General features: G+C 71.2%; 19 protein-coding genes. 11 read left to right on the top strand and 8 right to left on the bottom strand.

Annotation, left to right across the window (positions count from 1 at the left end; all coding sequences use genetic code 11):
• Position 1 precedes the first annotated feature (1 nt).
• Positions 2 to 778 (bottom strand): electron transfer flavoprotein subunit beta/FixA family protein, encoded by a 777-nt coding sequence (locus CLV67_RS06840; RefSeq protein ID WP_106316275.1) that lies wholly within the window; start codon positions 776 to 778, stop codon positions 2 to 4.
• Between the two features lie 409 nt (positions 779 to 1,187).
• Here CLV67_RS06840 and CLV67_RS06835 point away from each other — a divergent pair, with 409 nt between their 5' ends.
• From CLV67_RS06835 to CLV67_RS06825, 3 genes are all read left to right on the top strand, one after another.
• Positions 1,188 to 1,562 (top strand): YidH family protein, encoded by a 375-nt coding sequence (locus tag CLV67_RS06835; RefSeq protein WP_106316274.1) that lies wholly within the window; start codon positions 1,188 to 1,190, stop codon positions 1,560 to 1,562.
• A gap of 106 nt (positions 1,563 to 1,668) precedes the next feature.
• Complete coding sequence (locus tag CLV67_RS06830; protein ID WP_106316273.1) at positions 1,669 to 1,983, top strand: DUF202 domain-containing protein; 315 nt, start codon at positions 1,669 to 1,671, stop codon at positions 1,981 to 1,983.
• Positions 1,984 to 2,021: 38 nt separating this feature from the next.
• On the top strand, positions 2,022 to 2,423 hold the full coding sequence (locus tag CLV67_RS06825) for a PLD nuclease N-terminal domain-containing protein (RefSeq protein ID WP_106316272.1): 402 nt from the start codon (positions 2,022 to 2,024) through the stop codon (positions 2,421 to 2,423).
• A gap of 52 nt (positions 2,424 to 2,475) precedes the next feature.
• Here the strand turns inward: CLV67_RS06825 and CLV67_RS06820 are convergent, their stop codons facing one another.
• From CLV67_RS06820 to CLV67_RS06810, 3 genes are all read right to left on the bottom strand, one after another.
• Positions 2,476 to 4,089 (bottom strand): acetolactate synthase, encoded by a 1,614-nt coding sequence (locus tag CLV67_RS06820; RefSeq protein WP_203736865.1) that lies wholly within the window; start codon positions 4,087 to 4,089, stop codon positions 2,476 to 2,478.
• 6 nt (positions 4,090 to 4,095) lie between these two features.
• Positions 4,096 to 6,108 (bottom strand): Hsp70 family protein, encoded by a 2,013-nt coding sequence (locus CLV67_RS53175; protein WP_239165990.1) that lies wholly within the window; start codon positions 6,106 to 6,108, stop codon positions 4,096 to 4,098.
• 91 nt (positions 6,109 to 6,199) lie between these two features.
• Positions 6,200 to 6,973: an enoyl-CoA hydratase/isomerase family protein gene (locus tag CLV67_RS06810; protein ID WP_106316270.1), complete on the bottom strand. Its 774-nt coding sequence runs from the start codon at positions 6,971 to 6,973 to the stop codon at positions 6,200 to 6,202.
• A gap of 83 nt (positions 6,974 to 7,056) precedes the next feature.
• Between CLV67_RS06810 and CLV67_RS06805 the strand changes: the two genes are divergently transcribed.
• Genes CLV67_RS06805 through CLV67_RS06780 form a run of 6 tightly spaced genes read left to right on the top strand, consistent with a single transcriptional unit; the run spans position 7,057 to position 10,849 of the window.
• Entirely contained in the window at positions 7,057 to 7,518 is a 462-nt protein-coding gene (locus tag CLV67_RS06805; RefSeq protein WP_106316269.1) for a DUF6232 family protein, read from the top strand.
• Positions 7,515 to 7,868: a DoxX family protein gene (locus CLV67_RS06800; protein ID WP_106316268.1), complete on the top strand. Its 354-nt coding sequence runs from the start codon at positions 7,515 to 7,517 to the stop codon at positions 7,866 to 7,868. The genes CLV67_RS06805 and CLV67_RS06800 overlap by 4 nt, the downstream gene beginning before the upstream one ends.
• Positions 7,869 to 7,883: 15 nt before the next feature.
• A complete protein-coding gene (locus CLV67_RS06795; RefSeq protein ID WP_239165991.1) occupies positions 7,884 to 8,462 on the top strand; it encodes a PAS domain-containing protein in 579 nt (192 codons plus the stop codon).
• Entirely contained in the window at positions 8,459 to 9,379 is a 921-nt protein-coding gene (locus CLV67_RS54175; protein ID WP_106316267.1) for a methyl-accepting chemotaxis protein, read from the top strand. Before CLV67_RS06795 ends, CLV67_RS54175 begins: the two co-directional genes overlap by 4 nt.
• A 43-nt stretch (positions 9,380 to 9,422) precedes the next feature.
• On the top strand, positions 9,423 to 9,965 hold the full coding sequence (locus CLV67_RS06785) for a PAS domain-containing protein (protein WP_106316266.1): 543 nt from the start codon (positions 9,423 to 9,425) through the stop codon (positions 9,963 to 9,965).
• Entirely contained in the window at positions 9,962 to 10,849 is an 888-nt protein-coding gene (locus CLV67_RS06780) for a methyl-accepting chemotaxis protein (RefSeq protein ID WP_239165992.1), read from the top strand. Before CLV67_RS06785 ends, CLV67_RS06780 begins: the two co-directional genes overlap by 4 nt.
• Before the next feature lie 17 nt (positions 10,850 to 10,866).
• Here the strand turns inward: CLV67_RS06780 and CLV67_RS06775 are convergent, their stop codons facing one another.
• From CLV67_RS06775 to CLV67_RS06765, 3 genes are all read right to left on the bottom strand, one after another.
• Positions 10,867 to 11,757 (bottom strand): ribokinase, encoded by an 891-nt coding sequence (locus CLV67_RS06775; RefSeq protein ID WP_106316264.1) that lies wholly within the window; start codon positions 11,755 to 11,757, stop codon positions 10,867 to 10,869.
• A complete protein-coding gene (locus CLV67_RS06770) occupies positions 11,757 to 12,632 on the bottom strand; it encodes an ABC transporter ATP-binding protein (RefSeq protein ID WP_239165993.1) in 876 nt (291 codons plus the stop codon). The genes CLV67_RS06775 and CLV67_RS06770 overlap by 1 nt, the downstream gene beginning before the upstream one ends.
• Positions 12,633 to 12,810: 178 nt before the next feature.
• Positions 12,811 to 13,989, bottom strand: coding sequence for an ROK family transcriptional regulator (locus CLV67_RS06765; RefSeq protein ID WP_106316263.1), 1,179 nt, complete (start codon positions 13,987 to 13,989; stop codon positions 12,811 to 12,813).
• A gap of 172 nt (positions 13,990 to 14,161) precedes the next feature.
• Between CLV67_RS06765 and CLV67_RS06760 the strand changes: the two genes are divergently transcribed.
• Positions 14,162 to 15,619 (top strand): glycoside hydrolase family 3 N-terminal domain-containing protein, encoded by a 1,458-nt coding sequence (locus tag CLV67_RS06760; RefSeq protein WP_106316262.1) that lies wholly within the window; start codon positions 14,162 to 14,164, stop codon positions 15,617 to 15,619.
• Between the two features lie 286 nt (positions 15,620 to 15,905).
• Here the strand turns inward: CLV67_RS06760 and CLV67_RS06755 are convergent, their stop codons facing one another.
• A complete protein-coding gene (locus CLV67_RS06755) occupies positions 15,906 to 20,768 on the bottom strand; it encodes an NAD-glutamate dehydrogenase (RefSeq protein ID WP_106316261.1) in 4,863 nt (1,620 codons plus the stop codon).
• Between the two features lie 167 nt (positions 20,769 to 20,935).
• Here CLV67_RS06755 and CLV67_RS06750 point away from each other — a divergent pair, with 167 nt between their 5' ends.
• Positions 20,936 to 22,843: a penicillin-binding transpeptidase domain-containing protein gene (locus CLV67_RS06750; RefSeq protein WP_106316260.1), complete on the top strand. Its 1,908-nt coding sequence runs from the start codon at positions 20,936 to 20,938 to the stop codon at positions 22,841 to 22,843.
• Positions 22,844 to 24,261: the final 1,418 nt, after the last annotated feature.

Below are 24,261 nucleotides of genomic sequence, written 5' to 3'. Positions count from 1 at the left end.
CTCAGACGAACTTCTCGGTGGCGAGGTACGCGACGAGCTGCTCGCCGCCGTTGCCCTCGTCGACGACCTTGGCGCCGCCGGTGCGGGCCGGGCGCTTGGTGAACTCCAGCACCTGGCTGGTGGCGCCGGCAAAGCCGACCTCGTCGCCGGAGATACCCAGGTCACCGAGAGTCAGCGCCTGCACCGGCTTCTTCTTGGCGGCCATGATGCCCTTGAAGGAGGGGTACCGCGGCTCGTTGATGGTGTCCCAGACGCTGACGACGGCCGGGGTCGCGGCGGTGACGACCTCGTAGCCCTCGTCGGTCTGGCGCTCGACGGTCAGCTGCGAACCGTCCACGGTGAGCTTGCGGGCGCCGGTGAGAGCGGCCACGCCGAGGAGCTCGGCCAGCATGTGCGGCACGACCTGGACACGGCCGTCGGTGGACTCGGCACCACTGATGATCAGGTCGGCGTTCAGGGTGCGCAGCGCGGCGGCGAGCACCTTGGACGTGGCGACCGCGCAGGAACCGTGCAGGGCGTCGTCCTGCACGTGGACGGCCTTGTCGGGGCCCATGGACAGGGCCTTGCGGATCGAGTCGGTTGCACCCGCCGGGCCGACGGTCAGGACGGTCACCTCGCCACCGTGCGCCTCTTTGATCTTCAGCGCTTCCTCGATGGCGTACTCGTCCATCTCGTTGATGACGTTGCCCGGGCCACGTTCGACGGTGTTGTCGCTCGGGCTCAGGGTGCGCTCGGCACCGGAGTCGGGTACCTGCTTAACCAGTACGACGATGTTCATCGCGCTCCTACGACCCTCCTGTATTGAACGCACCGTTGCGATCGACCTGCCCACGACCGGTGTCGGTGCCGGACGGCGGACATGTCAGCCAGGTTACCCGCCAGTAGCTTCACTGTTGCCGGCCACCCAGAGTGACACACCTCACCCGCGTGGCGATCACCATCGCTACAGTGGGCGATGAGGAGGTGTCAGACATGTCCGGTCAAAACGTCTCACTCGTGGAGGGCATGAGCCCATCCACGACCCATACTCCCCCACGCCCCGAAGATCTGAAGCCGCAGTCCCACGGTCGCTCCGGCCCGGACTCTCCGTGGTGCCGGTGTGGACGGCCACGGGAGGCATGCGTGAGTGACGAAGTCCGCAGTCTCTGGCACCACCTTCTCGACCCAATAGGTCAATAATCGGCGGCGTGGCCGGTGGTCTGAGGGAATGGTTCGAACCGACATCCGCGGGCGACACACCCGACTACCGGTTCTCGCTGGCCAACGAGCGCACCTTCCTGGCCTGGATCCGCACCGGCCTCGCCCTCATCGCCGGCGGTCTGGCCTGCGCGCAGTTCCTGCCACCGCTGCCGGTCGCCCACCTGCGCGAGATCATCGCCATCCTGCTGCTCGTCCTCGGTGCCCTGGTGGCGCTGCGGGCGGTGCACCACTGGGCACAGACCGAGCGGGCCATGCGGCTCGGCACCGATCTGCCACGGTCGCACTTCCCGGCAGCGCTGGCGATCGCGGTGGCCCTCGGCGCCGTGGTGATCATCGTCGCGGTCCTCGTCCAGGTCTTCTGACTCGTCATGTCTTCTGACCCGTCCAGGTCTACCGACTCGTCCAGGTCTACCGACCCGTCCAGGCCTACCGACTCGTCCAGGCCTACCGACTCGTCCAGGCCCTCAGATGAGTGACGAACGCCATCGCGATCCGGGCGCCTCGGCCGAGCGGACCCGGCTCGCCTGGCGGCGGACCAGCCTGTCGGCCGCGGCGGTGGGACTTCTCACCGTCCGGCCCGCCTTCGTGCCCGGCGCGGGTCCGGCCGAGTGGCTCGCCGCGGCGGCCGCGATGGTCGCCTGGGCCGGGATCGTGGGCCTCTCGCTGCACCGCGCACGCGATCTGCGGACACGGTTCCCCCGGCCGGCGCCGCGCTCGGTACGTGCCTACGCACTCCTCGTAACGACCATGGCGGTCCTCGGCGGATGGGTTGTCATGCTCTGATCGTCGCCGTCCCGGCTCGGGCGGGGCATCATTGCGGCATGGTCCGGTTGTTCATCCTGCTGGCCGGGGCGGCGCTCGTGCTGCTGATCCTGGCCCTCATCAGCGCCCTTTCGGCGGAGCGGGTCCGCAACGCGCCGCGAGCCGTGTGGATCCCGGTGATCCTGCTGATCCCGATCGCCGGCCCCACCGCCTACTTCGTCTGGGGGCGACCGGTCAGCTCCGGCCGGCGGACGTTCCGGCGTCCCTCCGCACCCGACGACGATCCCGACTTCCTGCGTTCGATGGACAGCTCGGCGGCCTCGCCCGGCGGCGAGCAGGCCCGCCGCGACCGCGAGTTGCTCGACCGCTGGGAACGCGAGCTGCACCGCGACGACAAGCAGCACGACGATGGACAGCACCAGGACGACGAGCAACGCGACGAGCAACAGGACAGGCCTTAGGGCTGTATCGAAGTGGGAGACGCGCCGCGGCGTGGCAGGTCCGAGACTCGGCCTAGGCCAGGCTGGAGCTGCGGGGATAGGCGTCGGCCGGGTCGGTCAGCACGTTGACCAGGTACGGCACGCCCGCATCGAACGCGCGGCGCAGGGCGGGCCCCAGGTCGCCCGCCTTCGTGACGGTCTCGCCCGCGCCGCCGAGGGCACGGACCACATCGTCGTAACGCAGGCCGGGCGACAGGTCGGCGGCGACGTCGTAGCCGTACATGGCCCGCATCGGATGTTTCTCCAGGCCCCAGATGCCGTTGTTGCCGACCACGATCACCGCGGGAAGGTGCTGCCTGGCCAGGGACTCCGCGTCCATCAGGGAGAATCCGGCCGCCCCGTCGCCCATCAGCACGCACACCTGCCGGCCGGGGTGGACGACCCGGGCGCCCATGGCGTAACCGAGGCCCGTGCCGAGACAGCCGTACGGCCCGGGGTCCAGCCAGAGCCCGGGCTGTGCGGGTTCCAGGAAGCGGCCCGCGTAGGAGACGAAGTCACCGCCGTCACCGATCGTCACGGCGTCCGGGTCGAGCACCCGGCGCAGTTCGCCGTAGACACGTGCCGGCCTGATCGGGTCGCTGCCGGCCGCCATCGCCTCGGCGTCCCGCGCCTTCGCGGCGTCCTCGGCCGTCCGCAGCGAGGCGATCCAGTCGTCGTGGGAGCGCCGCGACCCGGTCCAGGCGGCGAAGGCGGCGAGGATGCGCCCGAGGTCACCGGCCGGTGAGACGGCCGGGGTGACGTGCGTGGCCCGCCGGCTCACCGCGTCGACCACGTGCACCACGGCGGCCGCGCCGAAGTCGCCGAACCCGAGCCGGAAGTCGAGCGGAGTACCGACGACCGCGACCACGTCGGCGCCGCCGAGAGCGGCCCGGCGGGCCCGGGAGAAGGCGAGCGGATGCCCCGGCGGCAGGGCGCCCCGGCCCATCCCGTTGGTGAAGACCGGCACCCGCAGCTCCTCGGCGGCGGCCCGCAGCTGCTCGACCGCGTCACCGGTCCACACGTCCGAACCGGCCACGATGACCGGCCGCTCCGCGCCGGCCAGCAGCGTGGCGGCCCTCGCCACGTCGTCGGGGTCGGCCTCCTCCACGGTGATTGCCGGCTCGCCCGGCGCCGCGGCGGTGCCGGTCGCGTAGACGACGTCCAGCGGCAGGTCGAGGAAGACCGGGCCGCGGTGCGGAGTGAGGGCCGCCGTGAGGGCGGCACCGATCTCACCGGGGATCGACGCGGTGGCGCTGACCGTGGCGGCGTATTTGGTGACCGGGGCGACCAGTGGCACGTGGTCGAGCTCCTGCAGGCTGCCGGCACCCCAGCGGAAGGCGGGCGCCCTGCCGCCGAGCACCAGGACCGGCGAGCCGTTGAAGTGTGCGCTGGTCAGGGCGGAGATGCCGTTGGTCACACCGGGTCCGGCGGTCAGGACGGCCAGGCCGGGGCGCCGGGTCAGTTTGGCGACGGCCTCGGCGGCGAAGACCGCGGACTGTTCGTGGCGTACGTCGTACAAGCCGAAACCGGACTCGTGGGCGGCCGCGTAGAGCGGGAAGACGTGACCGCCGGAGAGGGTGAACATCTCGGCGACGCCGAACGCCCGCAGGGCCGCCAGCGCGAGTTCACCGCCGTGCCCCTCGATCACGATCGCTCACCGGAGGCCGATCAGCTGTGCGATGTCCTTGAACACGGCGATGGCGTCCTGCTCGAACGTGGTGTCGCTGCCGTAGCCGTAGGCCAGGATCAGCGCCACGACCGGCACGGTCACCATCACCAGCAGGCTGAGCAACACCTGCAGCGTCCGCCGGAGCCGTCCGCGCCGTCGTGGCCGGTGCACACGGGCCGGTTCCGGCGCGGGCTGCGGTTTCGGCACGGCGGCCGTCGCGCGCGGCGGGGAGACCGGGCGCGCGGAGCCCACCGCGGGCGAGACCGGGCGGGACGGCACGACCACGGGCTGCTGGGCCCGAGGAGGCTGCGTCCGCTGCGGGCGCGTCGGTGGTCCGGGTTGCCTCGGCGGTACGGGTGTCCGGCTCTCGTGCTCGGGCGGGCTGGTGGCGACCGTGGCGTCCGGATCGGGACGCCAGGTCACCGAGGCGGCGTGCGGCCACGGGTCGACCGGCGGCCGCAGGTGCGCCGGTGGGCCCGCCTGTGCCCGGCCCGGCTGCGTCGGGGTGCCCTGCGGTGTCCGCCCGGTCTGCTGCGGGGTCCCCGGCTGCGCCCGGCCGGTCTGCGGCGGCCGACTCGGCCGCTTGGGCAGCGGTTTCGACTCCGTCGGCGACGCCTGGGCGGGCACCACCACGGTTTCGGCGGAAACGGCGGCCGGCTCGGCTGGGGCCTCGTCGTCGACGGTCGTCGGCTCTGCTTCGGGGCCCTGCTTCGTGGCGACGGCCGGGACCGGGGTGGTGGCCGGCAGCGGCACCGGTTTGTCGACCAGCGCGGTGGGCCGGTCCTCCTCGACGCGCTGTGGCAGCGGCTTGTCGGCGACCATGGTCGGCCGGTCGTCGGACTCCGGGTCCTCGGCGCGGGCCGGGAGGTACTTCGACGGCAGCCGCAGCAGCTCCGTCGGGCCGGGCGCGGCCGGTTCGGTGGCGAGCAGGGCCGCGCCGGCCAGGATGCTGCCCTCGGCGACGACCAGTTCGGGCTGCTCGATCGCCACGGGCGGATCGCCGAGCGCACGATGCAGCAGGGTCGCCACGAGCGGGATCCGGCTGGCGCCGCCGACCAGGAAGACGCCGGCCAGCCGGCCGTCCGGAAGATCGGCCCAGCGCAGGAGATTTTGCGTGATCTGAACAGTCTGCTCGAGCACCGGCCGCGCGACCGTCTCGAGCTCCTCACGGGTCAGGTGCGCCTCGACGTCGAGCAGCGGCACCACGAAGTCGGCGGCCTGCGCGCGGGAGAGGCGTTCCTTCGCGATCCGCACGTCGTCCCAGAGCTGGCGGCGGGCGCGGCGCTCCTCGACGGTGGCCGGTTCCATCAGCCGCGCCCAGTCGTCGGTGCGCAGGTGTTCGACGATCGCGGCATCCACGTCGAGGCCGCCGAGGTCGTCGCGGCCGTCGACGGCCAGCACCTCGAAGCCGGTGGCGGTGCGGGCGACCACGCTGGTGTCGAAGGTGCCGGCGCCGAAGTCGTGGACCATCACGACCGAGCCGATCGGCACGTCACGGCCGAGCACCTCGGCGAAGTAGGTGGCTGCGGCGACCGGCTCGGCGACCAGGCGGGCACCCTCGAGCCCGGCCCGCGTGGCGGCCTCGGCCAGCAGGGTCCGGCGGGTCGCGCCCCAGCTGGCCGGACAGGTGAGGGTGACGTCCGGGCGGTGCGGCCCGACGGCCCGGTGCCACTCCTCGGCGACTCGGGCCAGCACGGCCGCGATCAGCTCGACGACCTCGAACTCGCGCTCGCCGAGCAGCACCAGGCCGTCGTCGACGCGACGTTTCGGGTTGGGCTCGAAGCGCGCCGGGTCGAGGCGGGCGCTGTGCACGGCGTCACGGCCGACGAGCACGTTGCCCTCGGAGTCGGCGAAGACGGCGGACGGCAGCAGCGGGGACCCGTCGACCAGGATCGGGCGGGCGCGGCCGTCCGGCCATCGCGCCACGGCGACGGTGTTGGAGGTGCCGAAGTCGACGCCGAGGGCGTACCGCTTCGGACCACCCTGGTCGATGGACATGCCCGCAGTCTAGGCAATGACAGCCCGTGTCCGGTCCATCCGGTCAGGCATGTTCACTACGGTGAGGATCACTCACCGATGCGTCAGGGGACTAACTCCCGGTGAACTTCGGGGCCCGCTTCTCGACGAACGCGGTGGTCCCTTCGACCCGATCGTCGGTGGCGAAGAGGCCCGCGAACAGATGCGCCTCCAGGGCGATTCCGGAGGCCAGGTCAAGATTCAGGCCGCCGTCGACGGCCTGCTTGGCGGCGCGCAGGGCGAGGGCGGGGCCGGTGGTGAACGGCCGGACCAGCTCCACCGCGGCGTCATACACGCCGGCTGCGGGGGCGACCCGGTCGGCCAGACCGATCCGCAGGGCCTCCGTGCTGTCGACCATCCGACCCGAGAAGATCAGATCCTTGGCCTTGGCCGGTCCGATCAGCCGGGCCAGCCGCTGGGTGCCGCCGGCGCCCGGGATCAGGCCGAGCTTGATCTCCGGCAGGCCGAGCTTCACGTCCTCGGCGACCACCCGCCAGTCGCAGGCCAGGGCCAGTTCGCAGCCACCGCCCAGGGCGAATCCGGTGACGGCGGCGACGACCGGCTTGGGGATCCGGGCGAGCGCGTCACAGACACCGGACAGCGCGCCGGACTGAGCGACCATCTCCTGGTACGTCACGGTGGTGAACTCGGTGATGTCGGCGCCCGCGGCGAAGTGCTTCCCGGCGCCGTGCAGCACGACCGCGCGTACCGCCGGATCGGTCGTCACCGCCTTTGCGGCCTCCAGCAGCTCCTCCTGGAGCGCGGCGTTCAACGCGTTCACCGGTGGCCGGTCGAGCCGGATCGTGCCGATGCCGTCCGCAACTTCGAGCCGCACGAACCCGCCCACCCGGAGCCTCCTCGTCATCGAGTCGTTTCGCCGCCAGCCTACGACGGGTACCGACTAACCTGGGTCCCCTGGGGAGGAAGAAGATGACCACGTACTACCGGGATCCGGAAGTGCTGATCACATCGTCCAGGGTCTGGATGAACGGCCGCGAGTTCCAGCTGCCCGAGCTCATCCAGGTGTGGTACACGAAGGGCGCCCGCTCCTGGGGTGTCATCGCCTGGCGCGGCGCTCTCGGACTCACCATCCTGCTACCGCTTCTGGTCGGCGCGCTCGCCGTGCTGCTGGCCGTCCTGATGGACCTCTCGATCGGCACGACCGCGGCGATGGTGGTCGGCGGCATCCTGCTCGGCCTGGCCGTGGTGCCGGTCGCCGACCTGATGCTGGAACGCGTCGACCGATCGTACGACCGGGGCACCCGGACCCTGGAGATCTGGGGCCGGGTCCGCGGCGGTGACGTGCTGCTGATGCGCACGAACAACGCGCAGCGGTTCGGCCAGATCTACCGAGCCCTGCAACGGGCGCTCGAGCCGGCGGTCCGGCGGTGAGGCGGGACGCGGCCGGACTCGCCGCGCTGCTCGGCGGCATGGGCGTGCTGCACTTCGTGGCGCCGAAGCCGTTCGACGCCATCGTGCCCCGGTCGCTGCCGGGTTCGCCGCGCACGTGGACGTACCTCAGCGGGGTGGCCGAGCTCGCGGTGGCCGCCGCCGTCGCGCATCCACGGACCCGCCGGGCCGGTGGGCTGGCCGCTGCCGCCCTGTTCGTCGCGGTCTTCCCGGCGAACGTGAAGATGGCTGCGGACTGGCGGCACGGTTCGCCGGCCCAGCGGGCGATCGCGTTCGGACGGCTGCCGCTGCAGGTGCCGCTCGTCGCGTGGGCGTGGCGGGTCGCCCGCTGATTCGAGCATTCCCCGGTGCGAAACGTCCTGATTGGCGACGATCAGGACATCATGCGAGCCACCGAGGTACGACCCAGCGGCATCGAGCGCACCTTCGGCGAGAACGAGCTGATCGTGTCCAAGACCGATCCGCGCGGGGTCATCACGTACGCCAATGACGTCTTCCTGCGTATCTCGGCGCTGTCCGAGGATCAGGCCCTGGGTAGCCCGCACAACATCATCCGGCACCCGGACATGCCGCGGGCCGTCTTCAAGCTCCTCTGGGACACTCTGGAGCAACGGAAAGAGATCTTTGCCTACGTCCTGAATCTCGCCTCCGACGGTGCCCACTACTGGGTGTACGCACACGTCACGCCCTCTTTCGACAGGTCCGGCCGGTTGCTCGGCTACCACTCCAACCGGCGCCGGCCGTCGCAGCCGGCGGTCGCCGCGATCCGCGAGGTCTACGCCCGGCTGCTGGACGAGGAGCGGCGGCAGAGCCGTACCCCCGATGCCGTCGCCGCCGGGATGGCCGCCCTGGAGCGGATGCTCGCCGAGCGCGGCCGCACCTACGACGAGCTGGTCTGGGACGTCACCGACGGCGGCGCACGATGAAGGCGCGTCCGGAGACCGTCGACGCCGCCGCCCTCGATGAGGCGGTCCGGCTCGTCACCGAGGTCTGCGAGCGGGCCTGCAACGGCGACCTGGAGGCGCGGGTGCCGGTGATCAGCGGCTCGGAGCGGGCGGCCCGGATCCGTATCGCCATCAACGGTCTGCTCGACCACGTGGACGCGTTCGTCCGGGAGTCGGGGGCCGCGTCGGCCGCCGCCGCCGAGGGCCGGTTCCATCGGCGTTTCCTCACCCAGGGGCTGGACGGGGCGTACCGGGCGGCCGCCGAGCAGATCACCCACTCCAATCAGGTGATGAGCCGGACCGCGGCCCAGTTCGCGGACGCCGCCCGGGCCCGGCAGGCGCTCGCCGACGAGCTGGAGTCGGCCGTGCTGACCGTCTCCGAGCAGGTCGCCACGGCCGCGACCGAGATGGGCCGGTCGGCGAACGGGCTCGCCGACTTCGCCCGGGTGGCGGTCGCCGACGCCGAGCGGGGTCTGGGCACGGTGTCGTCACTGCGCACGTCGTCGGACGAGATCCGGCACGCGGTCGACCTGATCAACCAGGTGGCGGCACAGACGCGGCTGCTGGCACTCAACGCGACGATCGAGGCGGCGCGGGCCGGTTCGGCGGGACGCGGATTCGGCGTGGTCGCCAACGAGGTGAAGAACCTGGCGAACGAGACGAGCGCCTCCAGCGAGGAGATCATGAGCCAGGTCAACACCGTGCAGCAGTCGGCGGCTGACGCGATCGGCGTGCTGGAGGCGGTGACGAACCGGATCCGCGAGATGAGCGTGCTGGTCGAAGGCATCGCACAGGCGGTCGACGGCGGGCACCAGATTGAGGACGTCGGGTTGTCGCAGCTCGCCGAGGTGCTGCGGGCCGAGGTGTCCCGTTTCGTGAGTACCATCCGCGCGTCCTGAAAGGGCCACACCGGCTCCGTCGAGGCCGCAGAATCAAAACATCATGAAACTGATTCGGGTACGCCCGTCGGGTCAGGAACGTACGTTCGGCGCCGACGAACTGATCGTCACGAAAACCGACCCCCGCGGCATCCTCACCTATGCCAACGACGTCTTCCTGCGGCTGTCCGCGCTCGACGAGGACGAGGCGATCGGGCAGCCACACAACCTCATCCGGCACCCGGACATGCCCCGCGCCGTCTTCAAACTGCTCTGGGACACCCTCAGACAACAACGGGAGATCTTCGCGTACGTGGTGAACCTCGCCGCCGACGGAGCGCACTACTGGGTGTTCGCGCACGTCACGCCCTCCTTCGACGAGACCGGCCGGGTCGTCGGCTACCACTCCAACCGGCGGGTCCCGTCCCGGGCCGCGATCGCCGCCGCCGACGACCTGTACGGCGTGCTGCGGGCCGCCGAGCGCCGCCACGACCGGGCCCAGGACGCGGTCGCCGCCGGCCACGACACCCTGCAACGGGTCCTGGCCGAACGCGGCCGCACGTACGACGAACTGGTATGGGACATCTCGACGGGAGGCCGGCGGTGACCGACGACCAGGCGTTGTACGAGATCGCCGATGTCTGCCGGCGGGCCGCCTCGGGGGACTTCGAGGCGCGCCTGACCCGGATCGGGGAGTCGGACGCCGCCTACGAGGTGAGGTCCGCGCTCAACGAGCTGCTGGACCGCACCGACGCGTTCGTCCGGGAGGCCGGAGCCGCCTCCGCGGCCGGCGCCGCCGGGCATTTCTACCGGAAGTTCCTGGCCGAGGGAATGGGCGGGGCGTACCGCCGGGCCGCCGAGGAGATCGGCCGCTCCGGTGACGCGATGAGCCGCAACGCCGACGAGATCGCGGCGGCCGCCGCGTCCCGGATCACACTGGCCGATCAGCTGGAGAGCGCGGTGCTGACCCTCTCCGAGCGGATCGCCACCGCCGCCGGTGAGATGGGCCGCTCCGCGAACGGGCTGGCCGGCTTCGCGCGGGCCGCGGTCACCGACGCCGAGCGCGGCCTCGGCACTGTCGGCGAACTTCGCCGGGCCTCCGGGCAGATCCGCAACGCCGTCGACCTGATCAACCGGGTGGCGATGCAGACCCAGCTGCTCTCCCTGAACGCGTCGATCGAGGCGGCCCGTGCCGGCGCCGCCGGACGCGGGTTCAGCGTGGTCGCCAACGAGGTCAAGACGCTCGCCAACGAGACCGGCGAGTCCAGCGGCGAGATCATCGACCAGGTCGACGCGGTGCAGCTCGCCTCCGAGGACGCCGTCCGGGTCCTCCGCTCGGTGACCGACCGGATCCGTGAGATGAGCGGCCTGATCGACGGGATCGCGGCGGCCGTCGAGGGCGACACCGAGCACGACGCGAACGGCCTGACCGAACTCGCCGGGGTGCTGCGCACCGAGGTCCAGCGGTTCCTCACCGCTGCCCGCGCCTGAGGCCCGGCCGGAGGGCCTCAGGCCTGGGCGTAGAGGGCTTCGATGTCGGCCCGGGCGGGCAGGGCGTTGCTGGCGCCCACCCGGCGGACGCAGGCCGCTCCCGCGGCGTTGGCCCAGCGCACCGCGTCGACCAGGTCGCGGCCCTCGCCCCAGGCCACGGCCAGCGCGCCGGTGAAGGCGTCCCCGGCCGCCGTGGTGTCGGCGACCTTCACCCGGAACGCGGGCACATGCACGTCCGCGCCGTCCCGGTCGGCGTAGCGGGAACCGTTGCCGCTGAGCGTCAGCACGACCCGCGGCACCAGGGCGAGCAGCGCCTTCACGTCCGGCTCGTCGCCGCCGGTGATGGCCTGCGCCTCGGTCTCGTTCACCACCAGCAGGTCCACCTCCTCGAGCAGGCCGGACGGCAGCACACGGGCGGGGGCGGCGTTCAGGATCGTCCTGGTCCCGGCGGCCCGGCCGGCCCGCAGCGCGGCCAGCACCGTGGCCATCGGGATCTCCTGCTGGCAGAGCAGCACGTCGGCGGCGGCGATCGCGGACCGCTCCTCGTCGGTGAGCTCGACGAAGGTGCGGTTCGCGCCGGGGCTGACCAGGATGGAGTTCTCGCCGGCGCGGTCCACCATGATCACCGCGACACCGGACGAGCCGTAGCTCGTCCGTACCAGATCGACGTCGACGCCGGCCGCCGCCAACCGCGCGTTGAGGGTGACGCCGAAGGCGTCGGAGCCGATGGCTCCCAGGAAGGTTGTCCCGGCACCGGCCAGAGCGGCGGCGATGGCCTGGTTGGAACCCTTGCCGCCGGGCGTCATCACGAAGTCGTCGCCGAGCACCGTCTCACCCGGCCGGGGCAGGCTCGGCGCCAGCCCGACCAGGTCCATGTTCGCGCTGCCCGCGACGACGACCCGGGTCATCAGCCGGCCCGGGCGGTGTACCGGTCGCCGAAGCGGTCGACGATCAGCGGCAGGCCGAAGGTCTTCGTCAGGTTCTCCGCGGTCATCACCTCGCCGAGCAGGCCGGCCGCCACCACGGTGCCCTCGCGCAGCAGCAGGCCGTGGGTGAAGCCCGGCGGGATCTCCTCGACGTGGTGGGTGACCAGCACCATGGCCGGTGCGTCCGGGTCCATCGCCAGCTCGGCCAGGTGGCCGATGAGGGTCTCCCGGCCGCCCAGGTCGAGCCCGGCGGTCGGCTCGTCGAGCAGCATCAGCTCGGGGTCGGTCATCAGCGCCCGGGCGATCTGGGTGCGTTTGCGCTCCCCCTCGGACAGGGTGCCGAACTCACGATCGGCGAACCCGGCGATGCCCAGCTGGTCGAGCAGCTCACGGGCGCGGGCCTCGTCCTGCGGGTCGTAGCTCTCGCGCCAGCGGCCGACCACCGACCAGGCGGCGGTCACCACCACGTCGAGCACCCGCTCGGACGGCGGCACCTGCTCGGCGAACCGGCCGGTGGTGATGCCGACCCGGGTCCGCAGCTCGGTCACGTCGGTCCGGCCCAGCTTCTCGCCGAGCACATACGCGGTCCCGCGTGTCGGATGCATCCGGGCGGACGCCAGGTTGAGCAGGGTGGTCTTGCCGGCGCCGTTCGGGCCCAGCACCACCCACCGCTCGTCCAGCTCGACCTGCCAGGACAGGTCGCGGATCAGGTAGTTCCCGCCGCGGACCACGTTGACGCGGTCGAAGGCGATGACGGTGTCCTCGTCGGGCGGAATGGATACGGCAGCCTCGCGCACGCGTCCATCCAACCATGCCCGGCCGTGTACGCCGGACGGCGTGCCGGGCAGCTGTGACATACCGCTGCCTCAACGCGTCCCAGACAACGGTGCGGCACAGCCGGATCTTCGCGGCTCTCGCATACCGCTGTCTCAACGCGTCCCAGACAACGGCGCGGCACAGCCGGATCTTCGCGGCTCTCGCATACCGCTGTCTCAACGGCGCTGAGACAGCGGTGACGCACAGCCGGGGAGATCGTCAGTCCGTGGTCGAGCCGAACACCTCGTCGCGGACGGCGTCGAGGGCCGTGCGCAGGGCGCCGTGCAGGACCGGCTCAGACGCCACCGTGGTCACCACGACCTTGGGCGACACCAGCGTTATCGCGGCCACCTCGCGTTCCACCCGGTCGGCCAGCGCCGGACCACCGGCCCGGCTCACCTCGCCGGCCAGCACGACCAGCGGCGGGTCGAGGACCGCGCAGGTGGCGGCGACACCGAGCGCCAGCCGCCGGGCCAGCTCGTCGAGGACCGGCTCACCTGCCGGGCCGGCCGCCACCGCGGCACGCACCACGTCGGCCGCCTCGGTGCCGCGGAAGCCGAACTGCTTGCCGATCGCCTTGACCGCGTCGGCACCGGCGATCGACTGGAAGGCGCCCTTCACACCGCGCCGGGACGCGTTGTGCGGCACCTCGGCACCGGCCACCGGCAGGTAGCCGATCTCACCGGCGGCACCGGTGGCGCCCTGGTGGAGACGGCCGGCGATGACCGTGGCGAGACCGACGCCACGACCGATCCAGACCAGTGCGAAATCGGTCACCCCGCTGGCGGCGCCGGTGCTCAGCTCGGCCACCGCGGCCAGGTTGACGTCGTTGCCGAAGAAGACCGGGATGTTCAGGTCGCGGCGCAGATCGGCGAGCAGGCCGCGGTGCCAGCGGGGCAGATCGTGGGCGAACGAGATCTCGCCGGACTGCGGGTCGACCAGGCCCGGGGTGCCGAGCACCACCCGGCGGACCGAGGACATGTCCGCGCCGGCCTCGCCCGCGGCCTGGACCACGGCGTTGTGCACCACACCGACCGGGTCGTCGGTGTCCTTGGTGCTCTGCTCGACCCGGCTGATCACGGTGCCGGTGATGTCGGCGCACGCGGCGACGACGCCGTCCGGGCCGACCTCGACGCCGATCACGTGCGCGCTGGACGGCGTCACGGCGTAGAGCTGCGCGTTCGGGCCGCGGCCACCGGCCTGCTCACCCACGCGGCGGACCAGGCCACGCTCCTCCAGCCGTTCCACCAGCTGGGATGCGGTGACCTTGCTGAGGCCGGTCATCTCGCCGAGCTGAGCCCGGGTGAGCGGGCCTCGGTTGAGCAGCAGATCCAGCGCGGCGCGGTCGTTGAGAGCGCGCAGCAACCGGGGTGTGCCCGGAAGGCGAGTGGCGGCCATAACGTAGTCCCCTAATAGAAAGGATTCTTTCCTGTTACAGTGTCGACGCACGACACGCAGCCGCAGCGTAACGGTAGGCAATGTCGCCGAACCGCAAGGTGGCTATCGACTCCGAGCGATCATGGCAGCTAGTGGCCCCTCGCGGCCAGAGTTGCGTCATCGGAAGGACACCATGGCGATCGACCCCGGCCTCCGCCGACTGGCCCTCCGCACCCTCCTCGCCGCATTTCCCGGCGCCGAGGCGCCGCAATGGGCCGGCGACCTCCTGCTCGACGGGCTCGCCGGGCACACCCTGTTCGGGGCCAACGTGGTCGATCCCGGTCAGGTCGCCCGGCTGACCGCGCAACTGCGCGACGCCCGGGCGGACGTGCTGATCGCGATCGACGAGGAGGGCGGCGACGTCACCCGGCTCGGCCACCGGACCGGCAGCGCCTATCCCGGCAACGCGGCCCTCGGGGCGGCCGGCGACCCGGACCTGACCCGCCGGGTGTACGCCGCGATCGGCGCCGACCTGGCCGCCGTCGGCATCAACCTCGATCTGGCGCCGACTGTTGACGTAAACACCGCGGCCGAGAACCCGATCATCGGGACCCGGTCCTTCGGCGCCGACCCGTCGCTGGTGGCCCTGCACACCGCCGCGGCCGTCACCGGACTCCAGTCCGGCGGAGTGGCCGCGTGCGCCAAACACTTCCCCGGGCACGGGGCCACGGTCAGCGACTCGCACCTCGAGCTGCCCACCGTCGACGTGCCGCTGTCGCTGCTGCGCACCAGGGACCTGCCGCCGTTCGCGGCCGCGGTCGAGGCCGGGGTACGCGCGATCATGAGCGCCCACATCCGGGTGCCCGAGCTGACCGGCACCGGCCCGGCGACGTTCAGCCGTGCAGCGCTGGCCGGGCTGCTCCGCGACGAGCTCGGCTTCCGGGGCGCGATCGTCACCGACGCGCTGGAGATGCGCGGTGCGGCGGGAGCGGCCGGCAGCATCCCGCGGGCCGCGGTCGCCGCCCTCGCCGCCGGCGCCGACCTGCTCTGCATCGGCGCGGTGGTCGACCTGGAGCTGGTCGAGGCGGTCGCCGCCGAGATCGCGGCGGCCACCACCGACGGCCGCCTCAGCCTGGCCCGCCTGGAGGACGCCGCGGCCCGCACCGCCGAACTGGCCGCCGCCGCCACCCTCCGCCCGGTTGACGCCGCCGGCCGGCCGGACTTCGCGCTCGGCGTGGAGGCAGCCCGCCAGGGCATGCGGTTCGAGGGCTCGGACGACGAACTGCGCGACCCGCTCGTGGTCAGGTTCGTGGCCGGCTACTCGATCGCCGAGGGCAAGGTGCCGTGGGGACTGGCCCCGCACCTGGCGAACGCCGAGGAGATCGAGGTGGTGGCCGCCGAGACCACCGCGGAGTCGATCACGGAGCGTGCCGGTGACCGGCCCATCGTGGTCGTCGGGCGTCGCATCCACAGCTCTCCGGCGGCACGCACCCTGGTCGAGAAGCTGGCCATCGACCGGCCGATCGGTGTGGTCGAGATGGGCTGGCCGTCGTCGTGGCGGCCGGCCGGGGTACAGGCCTTCGTCGTCACGCACGGCGCGAGCCTCGCGAACAGCCGGGCGGCCGCCGAGGCGCTCGGCCTGGCCCGCTAGAACACGACCGACATAACAGTCAGTCACTGGGCACGTGCCCGCCGTCACCGGTGTCCGATTATGGGCGAAACTTCCGGACGATCCGGGCTAACCGAACGGACATTCCGCCTACGCTCCGCTTCCCTGCCCACTGGGCGTCACCTAGCGTGATGGCCAGAAGGTGGGTCTGGGGAACGTCGCGGAACTCGACTCGGGACCAGTACGAACCGCGACGCAGACGGTGAGCCGGGCTTCGGCGGGACTTCGGGAGCAGACCCCCGAAAGCCCGGCTCACCAAAATGAGGACTCAGGCCGCCGACGTCTTCACCAGCGTGCGGATCTGACGCAGCAGCACCGACAGCGCCGCCAGGTCGGCCGGAGTGTCCTCCACGTTGCCCATCGCGTTCGAGGCACGGGCGATCGACGCCGCGTTCACCTGCTCCCACTCCGAGACCCGGTCCTCCGGCGCCGCCGTGGACGGCGTCGACTGGAGCACCTCCGCGGTCAGGGCCGCCAGCGCGGCGTACAGGTCGTAGCGCAGCGCCATCCGGGCCAGGGTCTGCCAGCGGTCACCCCGCGGCAGCTTGGAGATGTGCGACAGCAGCGCGTCCACCCCGAACCGCTCGGACAGCACGAAGTAGACCTGCGCCACCTCGCCCGGATCCCGGTCGACCGACGACGCCGTCTCCAGGATGTCCAGCAGGCCGAAGCCGTAGAACACCCGGGCCACCGCACCGGACAGCTCCTCCGGGACCCCCTTGCCGACCAGCTCGTTCACCCGGTCGCCGAGTGCCCGGCGCTCGGCTCCGACGATCACCTGCGGCAGGCGCGGCAGAAGATCGGCGACACCGGGACGCAGCTTGGCGATTTCGCCGGCCACGTCGATCGGCGAACGCCGGGTGCTGACCAGCCAGCGCACCGCACGGTCGAGCAGCCGCCGGGTCTCCAGGAAGACCAGCGTCTGCGCGGACGTCGGCACCTCGTTGTCGAGCGCCTCACCGGCCGCCCAGACCTCCGGCAGGCCGTAGACGTCGCGGATCACCACGTACGCCCGGATCACGTCGGCCGCGGACGCGCCGCTCTCCTCCATGGCCCGGTGGACGAACGAGGTACCACCGCGGTTGACCACCTCGTTCACCAGCGACGTGGAGATGATCTCGCGCCGCAGCCGGTGCCCGGCCATCCGCTTGGCGAACCGCTCCCGCAGCGGCGTGGGGAAGTACTCGGTCAGGACCTCGGCCGTCCACGCCTCGTCGACGAGTTCGTCGGCGAGCACCTCTCGTTCCAAACTGATCTTGACGTACGCCAGGAGCACCGCGAATTCCGGCGGAGTGAGGCCTTCGCCGTTCTCATGGCGGGCGGCGAGCTCGGAGTCCGTCGGCAGAGCCTCCAGCTCACGGTTCAGCACACCGCGCTGCTCGAGCGAGGTGAGCATGCGCCGGTGCACCGGCAGCAGTGAGTGCGCCTGCGCCCGGGCGTTACCGAGCGCCATGGCCTGCTCGTAGTTGTCACGCAGCACCATCTCGCCGACCTCGTCGGTCATCGCCGCGAGCAGTTCGTCGCGCTCGGGGATGGTCATCTCGCCGTCGGCGACCGCACCGCCGAGCAGGATCTTGATGTTGACCTCGTGGTCGGAGCAGTCCACACCGGCGGAGTTGTCGATGAAGTCGGTGAAGACCCGGCCGCCGTTGCGGGCGAACTCGATGCGGCCGCGCTGGGTCAGGCCCAGGTTGCCGCCCTCACCGACGACACGGACCCGCAGGTCGGCGCCGTTCACCCGGATCGCGTCGTTGCCCTTGTCACCGACGTCGGCGTGCGACTCGCCGGCCGCCTTCACATAGGTGCCGATGCCACCGTTGAAGAACAGGTCGACCGGCGCCAGCAGGATCGCGCGCATCAGCTCACCGGGGCTGACGACGGCGGCGTCGCTCAGCTGCAGCAGCTCCCGGACCTGGGGGCTGACCGGGATCGACTTCGCGGACCTCGGGTACACCCCGCCGCCCTCGCTGATCAGGGACTTGTCGTAGTCGTCCCACGAGGAGCGGGGCAGGTCGAACAGGCGCGCGCGTTCCGCGTACGAAATCGATGCCGTTGGGTTGGGGTCCAGGAAGATGTGGCGGTGGTCGAACGCCGCCACCAGCCGGATGTGCTCCGACAGCAGCATGCCGTTACCGAAGACGTCGCCGGACATGTCGCCGACGCCGACCACCGTGAAGTCCTGGGTCTGGGTGTCGAGGCCCAGGTCGCGGAAGTGCTTCTTGACCGATTCCCAGGCGCCGCAGGCGGTGATGCCCATCTTCTTGTGGTCGTAGCCGGCCGAGCCTCCGGAGGCGAACGCGTCGCCCATCCAGAAGTCCTTGCCGACCGAGATCTCGTTGGCGATGTCGGAGAAGGTGGCGGTGCCCTTGTCCGCGGCCACCACCAGGTAGGGGTCGTCGCCGTCGTGCCGGACCACTTCGGGCGGCGGGACGATCTTGCCGCTCTGGATGTTGTCCGTGACGTCGAGCAGCGCCCGGATGAAGCGCTTGTAGCACTCCACCGCCTCGTCCCGGTCGCCCGGCTTCTGCTTCAGCACGAAGCCGCCCTTGGCGCCGACCGGCACGATCACCGCGTTCTTCACCATCTGCGCCTTGACCAGGCCGAGCACCTCGGTCCGGAAGTCCTCGCGCCGGTCCGACCAGCGCAGACCGCCGCGGGCGACCGCACCGAACCGCAGGTGCACACCCTCGAAGCGCGGCGAGTAGACGAAGATCTCGAACTTGGGCCGCGGCTGCGGCAGGTCCGGGATGGCCTGCGGGTCCAGCTTGAAGGCCACGTAGGACTTCGGCCGGCCATCCGACCCGCGCTGGAAGAAGCTGGTCCGCAGCGTCGCCTCGATCAAGGTCAGGTAGGAACGCAGGATCCGGTCCTGGTCCAGACTCTCGACCTTGTCGAGCAGCTCGGTGATCCGGTCACGGACCTCTCCGGCCTGCCGGGCCCGCTCGGTCTCGCCGACCTCCAGGTGTGGTGAGAACCGGATCTCGAACAGCTTCACCAGCAGTCCGGCGATCTCCGGATACGAGGTGAACGTCGACTCCAGGTAGCGCTCCGAGAAGAGGTTCCCGGTCTGCCGGAGATATTTGGCGTACGCCCTGAGCACCACCACCTGACGCCAGGTCATCCCGGCCAGCAGCACCAGCTCGTTGAACCCGTCCACCTCGGCCTCGCCCCGCCAGGCGGCCGCGAACGCGTTCTCCACCTGCGGGCGGACCTCGGCCAGCTCACGGTGCCCGGCCGGCGGCAGCAGGCCGAAGTCGTAGAGGTAGATGACACCGTCGGGACGGCGGATCTCGTACGGCCGTTCGTCGGTGACCCGGACGCCCAGCGAGTGGAGCACCGGGAGCACCGCCGACAGCATCATCGGCTCGCCGTAGCGGTACACCTTGAAACGCACGTCGCGCTCGTCCGGCTCGGGAGTGCCGTCCGCGCCCAGCCTGCGCCGCCGGAACAGGTGCATGGCCAGCTGGCCGGGCTCCTCCAGGAGCTCCAGCTTCGCCAGGTCCTGCATGCCTTCGTACGGCGTGTGGGTGTTCTTGTAGCTCTCCGGATAGGCCGAGGAGTAGCGCAGGAACAGGCGCCGGGCCTGCTCGTCGCCGAGTTTGCGCTCCAGCACCAGAGAGAAGTCGTCGTCCCACATCCGGGTGGCGTCGGCCAGCAGCTCGGCCAGCTCGTTCGGGTCCAGGTGGCCGGGCGGCGCCGCCGGGTCGGTGCGCACGATGAAGTGCACCCGCGCCAGCATCCGCTCGGTGACCCGGGTGGTGTAGTCCACCCCGACGCCGTTCAGCTCACGCAGCAGGATCTCCTGCATGCGCAGCCGGTTCCCGGTGGTGAACCGGTCCCGTGGCAGGTAGATCAGGCAGGAGATGAACCGCCCGTAGCCGTCGCGCCGCAGGAAGAGCCGCAGCTGCCGGCGCCCGGCCATCCGCAGCACGCCGATGACCGCTTCATACAGGTCGTCGGTCTTGATCTGGAACAGCTCGTCACGGGGGTACGTCTCGAGGATCTGGAGCAGGTCCTTGCCGGAGTGGCCGCGCGGCGACAGGCCCGAGCGGTCCATCACCTCCTGCACCTTGCGCTTGACCACCGGCAGCTGGCGCACGCTGGTGCGATAGGCCGAGCTGGAGAACAGGCCCAGGAAACGGCGCTCGCCGACCACGTTGCCGGCGTCGTCGAAGAGCTTCACACCGATGTAGTCGAGGTAGGCCGAGCGGTGCACGGTCGCCCGCGAGTTCGCCTTGGTGATGACGAGGAGCCGTTTCTCCATGGCCCGCTCGTAGATCTCGGGAGCCATCTCGGCGGCGAGCCGGCGGGGCTTGCTAGCGCCGCGCAGGATGCCCAGCCCGGTGCCCGGAACCGCGGTCAGGACGCCGTCGTCCAGCCGGTACTCGCGGTACCCGAGGAAGGTGAAGTGGTCGTGCGCGAGCCACTTGAGCAGCTCGATCGAGTCGGTGACGTCCTTGTCCGGCGCCGGCATCCTGTGCGACCCACGGGCGGCGGCCAGCTCGTCGGAGATGACCAGGGCCCGCTGACGCATGCGCGGCCAGTCCTCGACCGCGTCGCGGACATCGGTGAGCACCCGCCGGACCTCGTTGAGCAGCTGCTCCCGGGCCTCCGGCCGGCGGATCGGGTCGATCTCGATCCGGATCCAGCTCTCCACCAGATCGCCCTCGATGGCGTCGTCCGGCTCGACGTCGGCCTCGAGCTGGGCGAGCGCGCCGAGCGGCTCACGGCGCACCACGATCAGCGGGTGCACCATCAGGTCGACCTGTAGGTTGTGTGCCGTGAGCAGGGCTATCACCGAGTCGACCAGGAACGGCATGTCGTCCGTGACGATCCGCAGGACACTGTGCCCCTGCGGGCCCCCCGGCTCGGTGATGGCCAGTTTCAGCTCACCCGGCAGCCGGTTACGGGCCAGTTCGCGGTGTTCGACCGCGGCCGCGTACATCTCGTCGGGTGTGTAACCGACCAGTTCCTCGTCGGGTGCGAACCGCCAGAAGCGGCCCACCAGAGATGCGGTCGTGTGGTCGTCCCCCGCCTGTTCGACCGCCTGTGCCACCAACCGCTCGGCGTTGGGCACATCGTCGAGCACAGTCTGATCAGAATCGGTCACTGCCTCGTCGGCGACAGCCATGTTCCGGCGCTCCCCTCACCCACGACACTGTGGGCTTGAACGTGTCGAGGACAGCCTAGAGCCAGCCTCCGACAACCTTTACACCCCCGGTGTGCCCGTTCCGCGGGACAGCCGGAATGGGCATTGGTTTATTACGGTTCGTTCAGCTACCCACCGAAGGGACCCTCATGCGTCGCTCCCCCGCCGGGCTGACCGCGCTGCTGCTCGCCACCGCGTGCGGTCTCACCGCCTGCTCCTCGGACCCTGCCGAGGACACCGTCGAGGCGTTCGTGAGCGGCTGGACCGCGGGCAAGGTCGACGACGTCGGCTTTGTGACCGCGGCCGGCGGCAAGATCGCCGCAGCCGACGTGCTGAGCCAGATCAACGCCACGTACGGCGACCTCACCGGCCAGCCGGTCACCGTGACCGCGTCCGGTGACACCAAAGAGACCGGCGACAACGCCAGCACGCCGATCACCGTCAAGTGGACCCTGCCCGGTGGCGTCGAGTGGAGCTATCAGAGCACCGTCCGCAGCACCAAGGCCGGCCAGGACGGGTGGAGCGTGGTCTGGGAGCCCGCGATCGTCCAGCCCGAGCTGGGGGCCGGCGAGAAACTGCGGCTGCGCCGGGTCGCCGCCACCCGCGGCGGCATCGTCGACGCGTCCGGCAAGCTCCTGGTCGGCCCGCAGAAGGTGGTGATCGTCGGCGTCAGCCCCGAAAAGATCACCGACCTGCCCTCGCTGCAGAAGGCGCTCGCCACATCACTCCGCAAGATCAATGTGGATCTGAACATGAGCGACCTCAAGGACCGGGTCGACAAGTCCGACCCCGGCGCCTTCATCGACCTCGTCTCCCTGCGGCGCACCGACTACGAGAAGATCCGCGACGAGATCCGGCCGCTGCCCGGCACCGTCTTCCGCGACGAGGTTCGCCAGCTCGGACCCACCCGGGCCTTCGCCCGCGCGCTCCTCGGCACGGTCGACCCGGCCACAGAGGAGGACATCGCCGCCCGGCCAGGCGTCCTGATCGCCGGTGACCAGGCCGGACACGGCGGCGTCCAGCAGAAGTACGACGACACGCTGCGCGGCACGTCAGGCCTCTCGGTCGTGATCGAACGCCAGGCCACCGACGGCAAGACCGAGGACACCGAGCTCTTCACCGCGAAGCCGGCCGCCGGCAAACCGATCAAGGTGACGCTCGACACCCGGGTGCAGAACGCCGCCGACACCGCCCTCGCCGCCGAGAAGCAGCCCAGCTCCCTCGTCGCCATCCGGGTCAGCGACGGCGCCGTGCTCGCCGTCGCCAACGGCCCCGACCCCGGTGGGGTCAACACCGCCTTCACCGGCCAGGTCCCGCCCGGGTCGACCTTCAAGATGATTTCGGCGTACGGGCTACTCGCGCGCGACGCGGTCACCTCCAACACCGTCGTCGACTGTCCCAAAACGGTCACCGTGGATGGTCGCGAGTTCAAGAACTCGCACAACCAGGCGCTCGGCAAGGTCCAGTTCCATGTGGACTTCGCCAAGTCGTGCAACACCGCGTTCGCGGCGCTCGCCCCCAAGCTGGGCTCCGCCGGTCTGCAGGAGGCGTCCGCGGCCCTGGGCCTGGGCGGCGACTGGAACGTGGGCGTCGACGCGTACGCCGGCCAGGTCTCCGACGGCGGCACCGCCACCGAACTCGCCGCCGCCGTCTTCGGCCAGGGCAGCACCGTGGTCAGCCCGCTCGCCATGGCCACCGCCACCGCGGCCGTCGCCAAAGGACAGTTCCAGCCGCCGAAGCTGGTCCTCGACCCGGCGCCCCCTGCTCCCGCCACCGCTCCCGCACCACTCGACGCGGACGCGGTCACCGCGCTGCGCGGCATGATGCGCGAGGTGATCACGGCCGGCACCGGCACAGCGCTGCGCAAGGTCCCCGGCCCGCCCGTGTACGGCAAGACCGGAACAGCCGAATTCCAGACCGGCTCGGCCGACACCCACTCCTGGTTCATCGGCTACCAGGGCGACGTGGCCTTCGCCGTCATGATCCAGAAAGGCGGCGCGGGTTCGGAGGCCGCCGTGCCCGCAGTGAGCCGCTTCCTGACCACCCTGAACCGCTGACCCACCTGCTGCGGTGAGCTGGGGCGCCCCAGCTCACCGCCGCCCCCTGCCCCGACGGCGACCGCGCCGCAGTTCGCTGCTGTCACCAGCCCACTCGGCGGTCACCGCCGCACCGCGGCGTGGCGACCCGTGCCCACCCGCGCACCGCAACTCACCACCCAACCCGCCATCCCGCCCGCCGTGGTAACCCACGCCCGCCGCCGTGATAACCCGCGGCCACCCGCAAGCCGCAATTCACCACACAGCCCGCCGTGGTGACCCGCGCCCACCCGCAAGCCGCAACTCACCGCACAGCCCGCCAACCCACCCGCCGTGGTAACCCACGCCCACCCGCAAGCCGCAACTCACCGCACAGCCCGCCAACCCACCCGCCGTGGTAACCCACGCCCACCCGCAAGCCGCAACTCACCGCACAGCCCGCCAACCCACCCGCCGTGGTAACCCACGCCCACCCGCAAGCCGCAACTCACCACACAACCCGCCAACCCACCCACCGTGGTAACCCACGCCCACCCGCAAGCCGCAACTCACCACAGTCTGCAGCGGTTCTCGTAGTGAGAATTGCGGCGCGAGCCGCAGAACGACACCCGTCGTCGACACCAGCTCTGCGTGGTGAACCCAGGTTCGAACGCGCCGAACTCACCACAGGTGCCCCGGCCGTCAAACCAGCGGCCCGGGCAGTGGAACGCGGTGGCGATTCGCGTGGATCACGGCACGACCCGCACCACGAGACTCCAGCCGACATCGATGCGGCTCATGCGTGGTGACGTCCGGTGCGGATCAACCGTAGGTCACCACCTACAGGGTCGGCTCAGGCAGCTCCGGGTGGGAATCCGCTGATCCGCCCTGTTCCGGCAGCGGGCGAGCCGACTCCACCGGACGTCGGTGGATCAGCCGGCGGGCGCGGGCGCAGCATTCCCGGCCGGGTGGCGGGCAGTGGCTCCGAATCGAGCAGCGGTGCCGACCCGAGCGGCCGGGACAGCAGGCGGATCGCGGTGTCACCGTATTCCCGGAGAGGCTCCACCGCACCGTCGGCTGCGGCCACCACGTCAGCCCGCCGATCGGACTCATCGTCACCGTGACTGTCAGCGCCGAGCTCATCGTCACCATGGGTGCCATCGCCGAGCTCATCGTCATCGTGGATGCCATCGCCGAGCTGACCGTCACTGTGACTGTCAACGCCGAGCTCATCGTCACCGTGGATGCCATCGCCGAGCTGACCGTCACTGTGACTGTCAACGCCGAGCTCATCGTCACCGCGGATGCCATCGCCGAGCTGACCGTCACTGTGACTGTCAACGCCGAGCTGATCGTCATCGACGGAGTCCGGCTCGTCCCAGTCGTCGGCGGATCGCGCCGCTTCCTCCTGGTCAGCCGCTGAAACCGCTGCGAGATGCCCGCCGGCGTCGGCGGACCGC

The sequence above is a fragment of the Actinoplanes italicus genome, assembly GCF_003001815.1.
GTDB classification, from domain to species: Bacteria; Actinomycetota; Actinomycetes; order Mycobacteriales; family Micromonosporaceae; genus Actinoplanes; species Actinoplanes italicus.
Note: the sequence above shows the minus strand (reverse complement) of the source record. Positions and strands in the feature narration are given on the sequence as shown.

Bases quoted from the DNA above. Each gene is read 5' to 3' on its own strand.
- CLV67_RS06840 (WP_106316275.1), bottom strand. From the start codon at position 778: ATGAACATCGTCGTACTGGTTAAGCAGGTACCCGACTCCGGTGCCGAG.
- CLV67_RS06830 (WP_106316273.1), top strand. From the start codon at position 1,669: ATGAGTGACGAACGCCATCGCGATCCGGGCGCCTCGGCCGAGCGGACC.
- CLV67_RS06825 (WP_106316272.1), top strand. From the start codon at position 2,022: ATGGTCCGGTTGTTCATCCTGCTGGCCGGGGCGGCGCTCGTGCTGCTG.
- CLV67_RS53175 (WP_239165990.1), bottom strand. From the start codon at position 6,108: ATGTCCATCGACCAGGGTGGTCCGAAGCGGTACGCCCTCGGCGTCGAC.
- CLV67_RS06805 (WP_106316269.1), top strand. From the start codon at position 7,057: ATGACCACGTACTACCGGGATCCGGAAGTGCTGATCACATCGTCCAGG.
- CLV67_RS54175 (WP_106316267.1), top strand. From the start codon at position 8,459: ATGAAGGCGCGTCCGGAGACCGTCGACGCCGCCGCCCTCGATGAGGCG.
- CLV67_RS06785 (WP_106316266.1), top strand. From the start codon at position 9,423: ATGAAACTGATTCGGGTACGCCCGTCGGGTCAGGAACGTACGTTCGGC.
- CLV67_RS06775 (WP_106316264.1), bottom strand. From the start codon at position 11,757: ATGACCCGGGTCGTCGTCGCGGGCAGCGCGAACATGGACCTGGTCGGG.
- CLV67_RS06770 (WP_239165993.1), bottom strand. From the start codon at position 12,632: ATGTCACAGCTGCCCGGCACGCCGTCCGGCGTACACGGCCGGGCATGG.
- CLV67_RS06765 (WP_106316263.1), bottom strand. From the start codon at position 13,989: ATGGCCGCCACTCGCCTTCCGGGCACACCCCGGTTGCTGCGCGCTCTC.
- CLV67_RS06760 (WP_106316262.1), top strand. From the start codon at position 14,162: ATGGCGATCGACCCCGGCCTCCGCCGACTGGCCCTCCGCACCCTCCTC.
- CLV67_RS06755 (WP_106316261.1), bottom strand. From the start codon at position 20,768: ATGGCTGTCGCCGACGAGGCAGTGACCGATTCTGATCAGACTGTGCTC.
- CLV67_RS06750 (WP_106316260.1), top strand. From the start codon at position 20,936: ATGCGTCGCTCCCCCGCCGGGCTGACCGCGCTGCTGCTCGCCACCGCG.